General features: G+C 68.6%; 15 protein-coding genes. 8 read left to right on the top strand and 7 right to left on the bottom strand.

All coding sequences use genetic code 11. The annotated features are described in order from the left end of the window. Window positions 1–2013, top strand: a 2013-nt coding sequence (locus tag A8G15_RS23890) for an LCP family protein (RefSeq protein ID WP_425415122.1), incomplete at its 5' end; no start/stop codon positions are given. A gap of 94 nt (window positions 2014–2107) precedes the next feature. Continuing rightward, entirely contained in the window at window positions 2108–2815 is a 708-nt protein-coding gene (gene phoU, locus A8G15_RS23885; RefSeq protein ID WP_068165360.1) for a phosphate signaling complex protein PhoU, read from the top strand. Between the two features lie 72 nt (window positions 2816–2887). Here the strand turns inward: phoU and pstB are convergent, their stop codons facing one another. The 6 genes from pstB to A8G15_RS23855 form a co-directional block, all read right to left on the bottom strand. Continuing rightward, on the bottom strand, window positions 2888–3664 hold the full coding sequence (pstB, locus tag A8G15_RS23880) for a phosphate ABC transporter ATP-binding protein PstB (protein WP_068165358.1): 777 nt from the start codon (window positions 3662–3664) through the stop codon (window positions 2888–2890). Between the two features lie 46 nt (window positions 3665–3710). Continuing rightward, the gene (gene pstA / locus A8G15_RS23875; RefSeq protein ID WP_068165356.1) at window positions 3711–4622 is read right to left on the bottom strand and encodes a phosphate ABC transporter permease PstA; all 912 of its coding nucleotides are present in this window, start codon (window positions 4620–4622) and stop codon (window positions 3711–3713) included. Between the two features lie 3 nt (window positions 4623–4625). Then, a complete protein-coding gene (gene pstC / locus A8G15_RS23870; RefSeq protein WP_068165354.1) occupies window positions 4626–5678 on the bottom strand; it encodes a phosphate ABC transporter permease subunit PstC in 1053 nt (350 codons plus the stop codon). 61 nt (window positions 5679–5739) lie between these two features. Beyond that, window positions 5740–6858, bottom strand: coding sequence for a phosphate ABC transporter substrate-binding protein PstS (pstS, locus tag A8G15_RS23865; RefSeq protein WP_068165352.1), 1119 nt, complete (start codon window positions 6856–6858; stop codon window positions 5740–5742). A gap of 214 nt (window positions 6859–7072) precedes the next feature. Then, on the bottom strand, window positions 7073–7984 hold the full coding sequence (gene mshD / locus A8G15_RS23860) for a mycothiol synthase (protein ID WP_068165350.1): 912 nt from the start codon (window positions 7982–7984) through the stop codon (window positions 7073–7075). A 10-nt stretch (window positions 7985–7994) separates the two neighbouring features. Beyond that, window positions 7995–8729: a winged helix-turn-helix transcriptional regulator gene (locus A8G15_RS23855; RefSeq protein WP_068165348.1), complete on the bottom strand. Its 735-nt coding sequence runs from the start codon at window positions 8727–8729 to the stop codon at window positions 7995–7997. Between the two features lie 132 nt (window positions 8730–8861). Here A8G15_RS23855 and A8G15_RS23850 point away from each other — a divergent pair, with 132 nt between their 5' ends. The 6 genes from A8G15_RS23850 (at window position 8862) to A8G15_RS23830 (ending at window position 12001) form a co-directional block, all read left to right on the top strand. Next, window positions 8862–9641, top strand: coding sequence for an LmeA family phospholipid-binding protein (locus A8G15_RS23850; RefSeq protein ID WP_082900124.1), 780 nt, complete (start codon window positions 8862–8864; stop codon window positions 9639–9641). After that, window positions 9638–10102 (top strand): thioredoxin family protein, encoded by a 465-nt coding sequence (locus A8G15_RS23845; RefSeq protein WP_068165347.1) that lies wholly within the window; start codon window positions 9638–9640, stop codon window positions 10100–10102. Before A8G15_RS23850 ends, A8G15_RS23845 begins: the two co-directional genes overlap by 4 nt. Before the next feature lie 22 nt (window positions 10103–10124). Beyond that, window positions 10125–10208 carry a putative leader peptide gene (locus A8G15_RS32555; RefSeq protein WP_425415123.1) on the top strand — a complete coding sequence of 28 codons (84 nt, stop codon included), beginning with the start codon at window positions 10125–10127 and terminating at the stop codon, window positions 10206–10208. Window positions 10209–10343: 135 nt separating this feature from the next. After that, on the top strand, window positions 10344–10811 hold the full coding sequence (locus tag A8G15_RS23840; protein ID WP_068165369.1) for a DUF4395 domain-containing protein: 468 nt from the start codon (window positions 10344–10346) through the stop codon (window positions 10809–10811). Window positions 10812–10856: 45 nt separating this feature from the next. Further along, window positions 10857–11690: a sulfurtransferase gene (locus A8G15_RS23835; protein WP_068165345.1), complete on the top strand. Its 834-nt coding sequence runs from the start codon at window positions 10857–10859 to the stop codon at window positions 11688–11690. A gap of 5 nt (window positions 11691–11695) precedes the next feature. Further along, window positions 11696–12001: a DUF1416 domain-containing protein gene (locus tag A8G15_RS23830; RefSeq protein ID WP_068165343.1), complete on the top strand. Its 306-nt coding sequence runs from the start codon at window positions 11696–11698 to the stop codon at window positions 11999–12001. 64 nt (window positions 12002–12065) lie between these two features. Here A8G15_RS23830 and A8G15_RS23825 read toward each other — a convergent pair whose 3' ends face one another. After that, window positions 12066–13298, bottom strand: coding sequence for a cutinase family protein (locus A8G15_RS23825; RefSeq protein WP_068165341.1), 1233 nt, complete (start codon window positions 13296–13298; stop codon window positions 12066–12068). Between the last annotated feature and the right edge of the window lie 49 nt (window positions 13299–13347).

Here is a 13347-nt window from a genome sequence, read left to right as displayed (position 1 = left end):
CCCCCCGCGCGATCGGCGCCTCGCGCCCGGCCCGTACCGCCCGCCCGAGTCACGCCCTCGCGGCCCGCAGCGTCCACGCCGCCGCCCGTCCGGTCAGGGCCTCCCGCACCACCGGAATCCGCCGCCGAGCGGACCCGGGTCGCCGAACCTCCCCGCGTCCTGGAACAGCCCCACGTCGTGGAACCACTCCCGGTCGTCGAACAGACCCGGATCGTCGCTCCACCCCGGCCGGTCGAACCGCGCCCGGCCACCGAACAACCCCGCGCCACCGCGACCACGTTGCCTCCGGCACGGCGTCCGCGCAGCACCCCGGTCGACCCGGACGACGAGCCGACCGTGCAGCTCGAGGCCGTGGACGCGGGAGCACCCTCCGGGACTCCGGAGCAGCCGGAAGGGCCCACCGACTCGGACGCGCCGCAACGAGCGGCGCCGAAGCCGGCCGGGAAAACCGCCGGGCTCAGCCGTCTCGCCCTCAGCAAACGCAGACGCCGGTCCCGGCTCGCGCTCGCGGGCCGGACGGTGGTCGCGTTCGCGTCGGTGCTGGCTCTGGTCGGCACCGGCGGCGTCTGGGGGTATGTGCGGTCCACCGAAGCGGGCTTCTCGCAGATCGCCGCGCTGGACACCGAATCCACCGACATCGTCGACCCGGTCGGGCAGACCGGCGACGAGACCTATCTGATCGTCGGTACCGACACCCGCGCCGGGGCCAGCGGCTCGATCGGCGCCGGCACCGTCGAGGACGCCGAGGGCGCCCGTGCCGACACCGTCATCCTCGTCAACATTCCCGCCGACCGCAGCCGGGTCGTCGCGGTGTCGTTCCCCCGCGACCTCGACGTGGAGCGTCCGGTGTGCCGCGGCTGGGACAGCGTCACCGGCGACTACGAGTCCGACCTCTATCCGGCCGCCGACGGCGACAAGCTCAATGCGACCTACGCGCTGGGCGGACCGAAGTGCCTGGTGAAGGTGATCCAGAAGATGTCCGGCCTGAAGATCGGACATTTCGTCGGGATCGACTTCGCCGGGTTCGAGTCGATGGTCGACGGCATCGGCGGTGTCGAGGTGTGCACCAGCGTGCCGCTGGTCGACGGCGAGCTGGGCACCATCCTCCCGACGGCCGGGCGGCAGATGCTCGACGGCCGCCAATCCCTGGACTACGTCCGAGCCCGAAAGGTCGAAGCCGAGGGCAACGGCGACTACGGCCGCATCGCCCGGCAGCAGAAGTTCCTGTCGTCGCTGCTGCGGTCCGCGCTGTCCAACAAGGTGCTGCTCGATCCCGGCAAGCTCAACAACTTCATCAACGCGTTCACCCAGGCCACCTTCGTGGAGAACGTCAACACCGAGTCGCTGGTCAAGCTCGGCCGGTCGCTGCAGAACGTCGACGCCGGCGCCGTGACCTTCCTGACCGTGCCGACGGACGGCACCAACGACTGGGGCAACGAGATCCCGCGCCTCGACGACATCAAGGCGATCTTCCAGGCCATCATCGACGACGAGCCGCTCCCCGGCGAGAAGCGCGAGGAACCCGCGCCCGCCGACTCCGCGGCCGGTGCCGCGGCGGCACCGCAGGTCGCGGCCCCGGAGGTGCTGCCCGCTCAGGAATCGGTCGACACGACGTACATCACCCTGCAGGTGTCCAACGCGTCCGGGGAAGCCGGTCTCGCCGCACGGACCGCGGAGTCGCTCGGCGCGTACGGCTATTCCATCTACGCCGTCGGCAACTACTCCGGCACCAGCTCGCAGACCGTCGTGCGGTTCACCCCCGGTCAGGAAGCCCAGGCCGCAACGGTCGCGTCGATGATCCCCGGGGCGGTGCTGCAGCAGTTGTCGTCCTCGGCCGACCGCGACGGCATCGTCGAACTCGTGCTCGGGTCCGACTTCGCCGGGACGATCGCGGAACCGCAGCTTCCCGGCACGCTCCTCGAACCGGTGCGGGTGGAGCAGGCCCCGGCGGGTGAGATCGAACTTCCCGGCGACCTCGCGGTGACGAACGCCGGCGACGACTCCTGCGGCTGATCGCCCGCCGTCCGGTACCACCGGGCCGGTCGTTCACCGAGCATTCATCCGGTGCTCGTGACGTGGCTTTCTTACCGCCGTAGGCTGCGAGATTATGCGCGTCGCTTACAACGAACAGATGACCGAGCTCGCCGATCTCCTGGGAGAGATGGCGGGTCTGGCCGGTCTCGCCATGGAACGGTCCACCGAGGCCCTCCTCCATGCCGATCTGCCCCTGGCCGAGATCGTCATCGGTGAACACGACAAGATCACCGACCTCAGTGCGATCTGCGAGGAGAAGGCGTTCGCGCTCCTCGCGCTCCAGGGTCCGGTCGCCGGTGATCTGCGCGCCGTTGTGAGTGCCATCCAGATCGTCGCCGACATCGACCGGATGGGAGCACTGGCCCTGCACGTGGCGAAGGCCACCCGCCGGCGCCACCCCAACCACGTGCTCCCGGAGGAAGTGAACGGCTACTTCGCCGAGATGGGCCGCATCGCGGTGGCCCTCGGTGCCGCCACCAAGGAAATCCTCGAGACCCGCGACCCCGAGCGGGCGGCGCGGCTGCACGAGGAGGACGAGGCGATGGACGATCTGCACCGTCACCTGTTCACCGTCCTGATGGACCGGGACTGGGATCACGGGGTCGCGGCCGCCGTCGACGTGACGCTGCTGGGCCGGTTCTACGAGCGGTTCGCCGATCACGCGGTCGAGGTCGGGCGCCGGGTGGTCTTCCTCGTCACCGGCAAGCTCCCGACCGACGAGGACTTCCGCGCGTTCCGTAAGAAGGTCGATCACCTGACGGTGTACCCCGACCAGCAGTAGCGATCGCGGAAAGAAGCACTGACGACAATGGCCCGGCCGGAGTTTCCGGCCGGGCCATTGTGCTGTGGGCGCCTATCCGAAGCGGCCCGAGATGTAGTCCTCGGTGGCCTTCTGCGTCGGATTCGAGAAGATTTTCTCGGTGTCGTCGATCTCGATGAGCCTGCCCGGCTTGCCGGTGGCCTCGAGGTTGAAGAACGCCGTCTGGTCGCTCACCCGCGCGGCCTGCTGCATGTTGTGGGTGACGATGACGATCGTGAAGTCCCGCTTGAGCTCGGTGATGAGATCCTCGATGGCGAGCGTCGAGATCGGGTCGAGCGCCGAGCAGGGCTCGTCCATGAGCAGCACGTCGGGCGACACCGCGATCGCCCGGGCGATGCACAGACGCTGCTGCTGGCCACCGGACAGGCCGCCGCCCGGCTTGTCGAGGCGGTCCTTGACCTCGTTCCACAGGTTCGCGCCGCGAAGCGACCGCTCGGCGATCTCGTCGAGCTTCTTCTTGTCCCGCACGCCCTGCAGTTTCAGGCCGGCGACGACGTTGTCGCGGATCGACATGGTGGGGAACGGGTTCGGCCGCTGGAACACCATGCCGATGGTCTTACGGACACCGACCGGGTCGACGGACGAGTCGTAGATGTCCTCGCCGTCGAGCAGCACCGACCCTTCGACGCGGGCACCGGGGGTGACCTCGTGCATGCGGTTCAGCGACCGCAGCACCGTCGACTTGCCACAACCGGACGGGCCGATGAAGGCGGTGACGTTGCGCGGGGGCACCGACAAGGTCACGTCGGACACGGCATGGAACTTGCCGTAGTAGATGTTGACGTCCTTGAGATCCAGACGCTTGGCCATTACCGGCTCCCTACTGGTGTATCGATGTCGAGTGAGTGCATGACGGCTACTTCGCGGTGCCGACCTGCGAGAAGCGGCCGATGAGCTTGGCGGCGATGTTCAGGACCGCGATGACCAGGATGAGGGTCAGGGCTGCACCCCAGATGCGCATCGATCCGGCCTCGGTGGGGTTGTTCATCTCGGCGACCATGACGCCGGGCAGTGAACCCATCTCCCCGCCGAACAGGTTGAAGTTGATGAACGGCGCGTAGCCGACCAGGATCAGCAGCGGCGCGGTCTCGCCCATGACGCGGGCGAGCGCGAGCATGATGCCGGTGATGATGCCGGGCAGCGCGGTGGGAAGAACGATGCGCGCGATCGTCTTCCACTTCGGAACGCCGAGCGCGTACGACGCCTCGCGCAGGTCCTGCGGCACGATGCGCAGCATCTCCTCGGTGTTGCGCACGACGACCGGGACCATGAGCAGCACCAGCGCCAGCGACACCGCGAACGCGGACTTCGGGAACCCGAACGTGGCGATCCACAACGCGTAGATGAACAGCGCGGCGACGATCGAGGGCACACCGCTGAGGATGTCGACCATGAACGTCGTGATCCGGGCGAGCTTCGAACCGCCGGCGTACTCGACGAGATAGATCGCGACGAACACGCCGAGCGGGATGGAGATGACCGCGCACACCAGGCCCTGCATCAGCGTTCCGATGAGCGCGTGGTAGATACCGCCACCCATCGACGACGCGGTCAGGCCGCTGAACGAATGGGTGAACCACGTCGACGAGAGCAGCGCGGTCATGCCCTTCGAGATCACCGTGATCAGCACCCATGCGAGCGGCACCAGCGCGACCAAGACGGAGAGCGTCACCAGGACGGTGGCCGTGTAGTCGGCCAGCCGGCGGCGGGTACCCACACCCCGGAAGGTCGGCCCCTTGACGGGCGAGTCGAGAACGGTCGTCGACATGGGTCAGTCCTTCTTTCCGGCGACCACCATGCGGGCCGCGGCATTGACCACGAAGGTGAGCACGAACAGGACCAGACCCGCGGCGATGTAGGCACCGGCCTGGATGTCGTTGTTGAACTCGGCGTATCCGAGAGCGATCTTCGACGCGATGGTGGCGCCACCGTCGAACAGCGACCACGAGAACGCCTGCGAGGTGGTGCGCAGGATCATGTACAGCGCCATGGTCTCGCCCAGCGCACGCCCGAGGCCGAGCATCGAACCGCTGATGTACCCGGACTTGCCGAACGGGATGACGGTGGTCCGCACGACTTCCCACCGGGTGGCGCCGAGCGCGAGCGCGGCCTCGATGTGCGCGACGGGGGTCTGCACGAACACTTCGCGGCTGACCGCGGCGATGGTCGGCAGGATCATCACGGCGAGCACGATGCCTGCGGTGAAGATGGTGCCGCCGCCGACGATGGAACCGGAGCCGTCGGCGAACAGCGGGAACCAGCCGAGGTTGTCGTTGAGCCACTGCGCGAACGGGCGGATGGCCGGTGCCAGCACCAGCAGGCCCCACAGGCCGTACACGATCGACGGCACCGCGGCGAGCAGATCGATGACGTACGCGAGCGGCTTCTTGATCCGGTCCGGGCAGTACGAGGTGAGGAAGATGGCGATGCCCAGCGCCACCGGCATCGCCAGGAGCAGCGCGAACAACGACACCAGCACCGTGACCTGGAACAGGTCGAGCACGCCGAAGGCCATCTTCTCGATGTCCTGGGTGACCCATTCACGGCTGGTGAGGAAGTTGACGGTGTTGCGTTGCAGCGCCGGAACCGCGCGCCACACCAGGAACACGGCGATGGCGCCGATGATCAGCGAGATGAACACGGCCGATCCGGTGGCCAGCGACCCGAAAATCCGGTCGCCGGGCCTGCTCACCGACTTCCGGGCGCCGTTGCGGGGATCTGTAATCGTGGCCTCCGGGGTGCTGCCGTGCGGACCGCCCGCCCCCACCCCCCCGGATGGGTGGGCGGGGGTGCGAGGTGCCGAAGTGGTGGGCGCGTCACTCATCTGCGCTCGCAATCTCTGTAGGCATGAATATAGTTCCGGGCGGTCGGCGCACTGCGGCGGATCAGCCGATGGCGTTGATCGACTCGGTCAGCTTGGTCTTGAAGGAGTCGGGCAGCGGGACGTAACCCTGCTCGGACAAGCCCTCCTGGCCCTCGTTGGCGGCGCTGGTGAGGAACGACTTGACCGCCGCGGAGGTGTCGGCGTCGTACCCGCCGGAGCAGACGATCTCGTAGGTGGCGAGGACCAGCGGGTAGGCCCCGGCTTCGGTGGTGCCGTAGATCGAGGACAGGTCGAGGGTGAGGTCGCCGCCGCCGGTGCTGGCGAACGCGGCGCCCTCGATGGCCTTGCCCGCGCTCTCCTCGGAGAGTTCGACCGGGCCGGAACCGGTGTCGATCTGCGCGACGTTCAGATTGTTCTGGGTGGCGAAGGAACTTTCGACGTAGGTCACCGACCCCGGGGTGCTCGCGACGGCCTGCGCCACACCGGCGGATCCCTTCGCGCCCTCGCCGATTCCACCGGTGAAGTCGGAGCCCGCACCGGTGGTCCACGCGCCGGCCGACGCGGTCTCGAGGTACTTCTGGAAGTTGTCGGTGGTGCCCGACGAGTCGGAGCGGACGATCGCGGCGATGGGCGTATCCGGCAGCGTCGCACCGCTGTTGAGCGCGGCAATGGCCGGATCGTTCCACTTGGTGATACCGCCGTTGAAGATCTTGGCGATGGTCTCGGCGTCGAGCACCAGGTTGTCGACACCGTCGACGTTGTAGGCGACCGCGACCGGACCGAACACGAGCGGCAGGTTCCACGCCGGGTTGCCCGCGCACCGCTCGGCGGCCTGGGCGGCCTGCTCGTCCTTGATCGCGGAGTCCGAGCCGGCGAAGTCGATCTGCTTTGCGATGAACTGGGTGCGGCCGTCACCGGAGCCGGACGGGTTGTACGCGACGTTGACGTTCGCGCCCTTGGCCGAGCACACCGCGATGTACGTGGACACGAACGTGTCCATGGCGTTCTTCTGCGCGGACGAGCCGGCAGCCGACAACGTCGGCTTACCCTCGCAGCTCGCGGTCGAGGCGGACGTGTCGACGTCGACCTCGGAGGCGTTGTTGTCGCTTCCGCATGCGGCCAGAGTGAGGGCACCCGCGGCCACCACGCCGAGCAGGGCGCCACTGCGCTTGAAGTTCACCTGTTCTCCTCCGGAGTTCGCGACCGTGCAGGTACCGGTCGATTCCGGTACCGGGCCGAAGGCTCGACCCGTAGCGAAAGTTAGAGGCGGACAGTGGCCGCTCAGGGGATCGTCGGTGAACGGAAGGTGAACCGACACCGAATACATGATGGGTGTATTACATCGGTCACAGTCCGTTCACTCGGCGTGGTGACGGCAATCACGCAGTACTCGCTCACGCGGTCCGGCCGGCCTCCCGAGCGTAGGCGACATCGACGTGGAACCGGTCGAAGCCGAGCCGGCCGTAGGTGTTCAGCGCGGCGGTGTTGTCGCCCTCCACGTACAGCAGCACCGTGCCGAGGCCCCGGTCGCGCAGGTGGTGCAGACCCGCCAGCGTGAGCAGCCTGCCCAGCCCACGACCCTGCGCCTCCGGGTCGATCCCCACCACGTACACCTCGCCGAGCGCCGGTTCGGTGTCGGTGGCGGCGTGCACCTTCGTCCAATGGAAGCCGAGCAGCCGTGCGGGGTCGTCGCGGTCGAACGCGAGGAACAACCCGGCCGGGTCGAACCAGGCTTCGGCGCGGCGCTCAGCGATGTCGGGCTCGGTCCAGCGGCCCTGCTCGGGGTGCCATGCGAACGCTGCCGCGTTGACGCGCAACAGTTCCGCGTCGTCCTCGGGGCCCCGATAGGTGCGCAGCAGCAGCTCGTCCGGCACCTCGACGTCGGGCAGCTTCGGGTCGGTGAGGGATCGGCGCATCTGCAGCAGCTCCCGCACGCCGGTCAGTCCGAGCCGCGCGGCGACCGCGCGCGCCGCGGGCAGGTCGCCGTGGGCCCACACCCGGGTGTCGTCGCCACCGGCCGACAGGGCGGCCTCGACGAGTTCCGTGCCGAGCCCGCGGCCGCGGCGCCCGGGATCGACGACGACCTCGGCCATCGCGCTGTGTTCACCGTGGCCGGGCACCAGGACCGCCCAGCCGGCGACTTCACCGTCGATGCTCGCCACGACATGCCGGGCGTCGTCGTCGCGGGCGAGCGAGTGCACGCCCTGTTCCGAGACGGGTGCGGTGCCGTCGGCGGCGGTCGCGCGATCGAGGACCGCGCGCACTGCGGCAGCCACGTCGGGGGTCGGTCGAGTGTCGAATTCCATCCCGCCGAGGTTAGTCCGCGAACTCGGTGTCGGGGTCCTCGAATTCGACCGTGGCGACGCCGCCCTTACCGGACTTGCTGGTGGGCCGGACCGCCTTGTACCCGACATTGCGGACCGTGCCGATCAGGGACTCGTACTCGGGGCCGAGCTTGGCGCGAAGCCGCCGGACGTGGACGTCGACGGTGCGGGTGCCACCGAAGAAGTCGTAACCCCACACCTCCTGCAGCAGCTGCGCCCGGGTGAACACCCGGCCGGCGTGCTGCGCGAGGTATTTGAGGAGCTCGAACTCCTTGTAGGTCAGGTCGAGCGGGCGACCGCGCAACCGCGCGGTGTAGGTGCCCTCGTCGATGGTGAGCTCACCGAGCGTGATCTTGCCGGTGTTCTCGGGTGCGACCGCGCCGCCGGTACGACCGAGGAGCAACCGCAGCCGCGCGTCGAGTTCGGCCGGGCCGGTCGTGGTGAGCAGGATGTCGTCGAGACCCCACTCCGGGTTGACCGCCACGAGCCCGCCCTCGGTGAGCACGGCGACGACGGGAACCGCCGAACCGGTGCTGCCGAGCAACCGGCACAGTCCTCGGGCCGCGGCCAGATCGGTGCGGGCGTCGACGATCGCGATGTCCGCCGAACTCGCCTCCAGCAGGGAGGACACTTCGGTCGGCGCAGGCCGGACGGAATGCGCCAGTAGCGACAGGGACGGCAACACCGCATCGGGGTTGGGGTCGGAGGTCAGCAGGAGCAGTTCCACCGGGCCTCCATTCTTGGTGTCACGAGCGCTTTTTTCGCTTATGAACGACGCGCTACAGATTAACGCCCCTTTTGTTACCACCGTGTAAGCACGCAAATGAGGCTCCTCGCCGCGTCGGTCACAATGGTGGGCGTGCGCAAACTGATCCTCGGCCTCGTCGTGTTGCTCGGACTCGCCCTGCTCGTCGATTTCGGCGCTGCCGCGTGGTCCGAGTACCGGGTCTCCCGGGCCCTGCGCGACGGCGGTGCCCTGACCTCCGATCCCGCGGTGACCATCCACGGCTTCCCGTTCCTGGTGCAGGCCCGCGACGGCCACTACGAGAACGTCGAGATCCGCGCCCAGGGCGTCCACAGCGACATGCTCGGCGACATCACCATCGAGGCGAACCTGATCGGCGCGCACGCCCCGGCCGCGGAACTGCTCGACGGGTCGATCCGGTCGGTGCCGGTGGACCTGCTCTTCGGGAGGGTCCGCATCGACGCGACCGAGCTCGGAAGGCTGTACAACATCCCCGACCTGCAGATTTCCGCACCGCCGGCCAACAAGTCGGACGGCACCGGCGGATCCGGAGGTTCGGGTCCGACCACCGCGGGCGGCGTCGTGCTCACCGGCACCGTCCCGGTCGGACCGGTCTCCGCTCAGGTGAGCGTCCAGGCCGACCTGGTGCTCGACGGCGACAGCATCCGCATCGTCGCGTCAGATCTGTATTTCGGACCCGAGGGCGAGGCCGACTACACGGTGCCCGAACCGCTGAAGCCGATCGTGCTGGGCCTGTTCACCACCACGATCGAACCTCAGGATCTGCCGTTCGGCGTGTACCCGACGTCGGTGGAGGCGCGCGGCTCCCAGATCGTCATCGAGGGCGAAGCCCGCGACACGGTCATCGACCTGGAGGCGGTGCAGCGACTGTGACCGGAATCATCGTTCTGCTCGTGGTGCTCGTTGCCGCCCTCGTGGTGGGCACGCTGATGCGGTCCCGATCCGGCACCGTGCGGGCGGTCGCCGCCGAACCCGGCGCAGCGGGGGTGGACCCGTTGCTCTCCGCGCTCGGCATCGGCGCCGGCCCCGAACCGACCGTTCTGCACTTCTCCGCTCCGTGGTGCGGACCGTGCAGCGCGGTGCGCCGCGTCGTCGCGCAGGTGATCGAGAATTTCGCCGCCGCGGGCGACGACCTGCCGCTCCCCCGGGACGTCGAGGTCGATCTCGACGAAAACCCGGAGCTGGCAAGGAAACTCGGAGTACTGTCGCTGCCGACGACGTTCCTGTTCGACGCGAGCGGCGCGGAGCGGTTCCGGGTTTCGGGAGTCCCGAACGCCGCGGACCTGACTTCTGCGCTGGTGCCGCTGCGCGGCCCTGGGGATTCTCTTTCCTGAGAACTTCGCTACACTTCGTGACGTGCACTTCCGCCAAGAGCTGATGCTCACCCGACGCCGCGCAGTCGATCTGTGCCGCCTCGGTGGCTGTTGTTGTTCCTGCTGATCACCTCGGCCCCGACGTCCACCACCCTTCGGTACGTCGCTTCAGACACAACGATGTGATCGCCTCGCGGTCCACCGACCGCTTCCGGCACCTCGATCCGCCATGCGCGCCCTCGATTCCCGCAGGAGCACCCTGATGTCCGTTTCAGTTTCCCGATCCGGCACCGTCGACCGGGTCGACGTCCGCGGCCCCCGGTTCGCCGCGTGGGTCACGACCGCAGTCCTCGTCGTCGTGCTGATCGTCGCGACGTTCTCCACCCTGGCAGCAGGCGTGCTGCTCGCGGTGCAGACCGTGGTGTTCGCACTCGGTGCGGCGTTCGGGCCGCGTCGCAGCCCCTACGGCCGGCTGTTCGCGGCGCTGGTGGCGCCGCGTCTCGGTGCGCCGGCCGAGACCGAACCGGTGCCGCCGCTGCGTTTCGCGCAGCTCGTCGGTTTCGTGTTCGCCGCCGTCGGTACCGTCGGCTTCCTCTCCGGCGCCGCGGTGATCGGGTCCGTCGCGGCCGGGTTCGCACTGTTCGCCGCGCTGCTCAACGCAGCCTTCGGCCTGTGCCTCGGTTGCCGGATCTATCCCCTGGTCACGCGTCTGCGTCCCGCGTCCACCTGACCGCTCCCCACGACTTCCTCAGTGTCATCACCGAAAGGAAAATCCATGGCTCGCTCCGACGTCCTGGTCTCTGCCGACTGGGCAGAGCAGAACCTCAATGCGCCGAAGACCGTCTTCATCGAGGTCGACGAGGACACCTCCGCGTACGACGGCGGCCACATCGCCGGCGCGATCCGCCTCGACTGGCGCAAGGACCTGCAGGACGGCGTCCGCCGCGACTTCCTGAACCAGGAGCAGTTCTCCGAGCTGCTGTCCGCCAAGGGCGTCGCCAACGACGACACCGTGGTCCTGTACGGCGGCAACAACAACTGGTTCGCGGCCTACGCCTACTGGTACTTCAAGCTGTACGGCCACCAGGACGTCAAGCTCATCGACGGCGGCCGCAAGAAGTGGGAGCTCGACGGCCGTGAGCTGTCGAAGGACACCGTCACCCGCCCCGCCACCGAGTACAAGGCCTCGGCCCCGGACACCTCGATCCGCGCGTTCCGCGACGACGTGATCGCTGCGATCGGCAAGGCCAACCTGGTCGACGTGCGCTCCCCCGACGAGTACTCCGGCAAGATCCTCGCTCCGGCGCACCTCCCCCAGGAGCAGGCGCAGCAGCGCGGCCACGTCCCCGGCGCCATCAACATCCCGTGGAGCACCACCGCCAACGAGGACGGCACCTTCAAGTCCGACGAGGACCTCGCGAAGCTGTACGCGGACAAGGGTTTCGACGACTCCAAGGAGACCATCGCCTACTGCCGCATCGGCGAGCGCTCGAGCCACACCTGGTTCGTGCTGCAGGAGATCCTCGGTAAGCAGAACGTCAAGAACTACGACGGCAGCTGGGTCGAATACGGCTCGCTGGTCGGCGCACCGATCGAGTTGGGAGCGTAAGAAACATGTGTGGAGCACCCGTTCAGAGCCAGAGCCTGCCTGCCGGCGTCGACGTCGAGAAGGAGACGGTCATCACCGGCCGCGTCCTCGATGCCGACGGACAGCCCGTCGGTGGTGCCTTCGTGCGCCTGCTCGACGGCACCGGTGAATTCACCGCCGAGGTCGTCGCGTCCGCGACCGGCGACTTCCGCTTCTTCGCCGCGCCCGGCGACTGGAAGGTCCGTGCACTCTCGAGCGCCGGCAACGGCGACTCCACCGTCAGCCCGAGCGCTGCCGGTGTGCACAACGTCGACGTGACCGTCGCGAAGTAGCAGCGACCGCATCCACGCGGAGGGCCCCGTTCCGGTTCGGAACGGGGCCCTCCGCGATGTCGTCTCAGTTGCCGGCGGAATTCCGCGCCCGCTCCTCCTGGGCGAGCACGCCGATCCAGTCCACGATCTTCTCGCTCTCCCAATACCAGGGATCGTGCGGATTGTTGTTCCAGTACGCGATGTGCTGGATGAACGCGAGGAAGATGTACGGCTTCAGGACGAGCTCGACCAGGCCGCTGTTGTCCTCGACGAAACCGGCCCCCTCGGCGCGCAGTTTCTCCTGAACGACCGGCATGCCCGGGCCCACCGCCCAGTCGAGGAGTTCCCGGAGCCGGTCGGGGCCGAGGTCCGCGTCCGGCACCGGACGCGTTCGGTCCGCCACCGCCCGCAGGACGTCGAGCACGGATTCGTCGGACTCCCACCACTCGTCGTCGGAGACGATGTGCGCGGCGGCACGGGCCGCCATCGTGGACACCACCCGCTGGGCGTCGGTGATCGTCTGGAGGGGATTCGCCAGGGTGAACCGCATCTGCCCGAGAACACCGAGTGCCAGTTCGAGGACCGCGATCTCCTCGGGTGCGTCGCACGCGATGTCGTAGGGCCGGCAGGCGTGCCGGACGCGGTCCGCGAGGGCACCGTAGTCGGCGGGTTCGGACGACATGAAACCGCCGCCGGAGGGGCCCGGAGTATCGAGCGAATCGACCCCGGCCGGCCGGTAGGGGTCACCGATCAGCACGACCCCGGCGACGTCGTCGGGGCTCACGTGGGCGTCGGCGGGGCGATGGCCGAGTTCCCGGGCGACCCGCTCGACGACCTCCCCGCCCACGCTGTAGCCGACGAGCGCGAACCGCGTGCGGTCCCCGCAGCGGGTCTTCTGTTCGTCGAGGATGCGGTTCGTCGAGGCGACCCCGGCCGCCACCGAATCCTGGTAGGTCGGCACGTCCTCGAACAACCCGAGCCCGTAGGTGGCGGGATAGGGCACGTACATCCACCCCACCGAACCGGGATACCTGCTGTTCGCCTCGCCGGCGGGCACGGTGACGTTGCCGACCCAGTTGGACCACACCTGCCGCGTCTCCTCCTCGACCGGATTCCGGTCGGCGGTCGAGTCGGTGGCACCGGAGACGGCGACGATCAGCAGGTCCGGGCAGTCGAGCGCCGCGTTGTCGGGGTGGACGAGCGGCCCGGACCCGGGCAGCGACGATCCGCTGCCCGGTACCGCGGCGGCAACCGGTACGGACAGGGACAGGGCAGCGAGCACCGCTGCAGCGAGAACTGTGGTGCGAAACGGGCGCACGCGACCTCCGGAGATGCGTGAGGGCCGGCCGAGGCGACCGGATCGGACG

The sequence above is a fragment of the Rhodococcus phenolicus genome (assembly GCF_001646785.1).
GTDB lineage: Bacteria > Actinomycetota > Actinomycetes > Mycobacteriales > Mycobacteriaceae > Rhodococcus > Rhodococcus phenolicus.
The sequence above is the reverse complement of the archived record's forward strand: the minus strand, read 5'-3'. Positions and strand labels throughout refer to the sequence as shown.

What these genes read in the sequence shown, in the direction of transcription:
- mshD (WP_068165350.1), bottom strand. Translation starts at nt 7,984, where the DNA reads ATGGAATTCGACACTCGACCGACCCCCGACGTGGCTGCCGCAGTGCGC.
- phoU (WP_068165360.1), top strand. Translation starts at nt 2,108, where the DNA reads ATGCGCGTCGCTTACAACGAACAGATGACCGAGCTCGCCGATCTCCTG.
- pstB (WP_068165358.1), bottom strand. Translation starts at nt 3,664, where the DNA reads ATGGCCAAGCGTCTGGATCTCAAGGACGTCAACATCTACTACGGCAAG.
- pstC (WP_068165354.1), bottom strand. Translation starts at nt 5,678, where the DNA reads ATGAGTGACGCGCCCACCACTTCGGCACCTCGCACCCCCGCCCACCCA.
- A8G15_RS23840 (WP_068165369.1), top strand. Translation starts at nt 10,344, where the DNA reads ATGTCCGTTTCAGTTTCCCGATCCGGCACCGTCGACCGGGTCGACGTC.
- A8G15_RS23835 (WP_068165345.1), top strand. Translation starts at nt 10,857, where the DNA reads ATGGCTCGCTCCGACGTCCTGGTCTCTGCCGACTGGGCAGAGCAGAAC.
- pstA (WP_068165356.1), bottom strand. Translation starts at nt 4,622, where the DNA reads ATGTCGACGACCGTTCTCGACTCGCCCGTCAAGGGGCCGACCTTCCGG.
- A8G15_RS23830 (WP_068165343.1), top strand. Translation starts at nt 11,696, where the DNA reads ATGTGTGGAGCACCCGTTCAGAGCCAGAGCCTGCCTGCCGGCGTCGAC.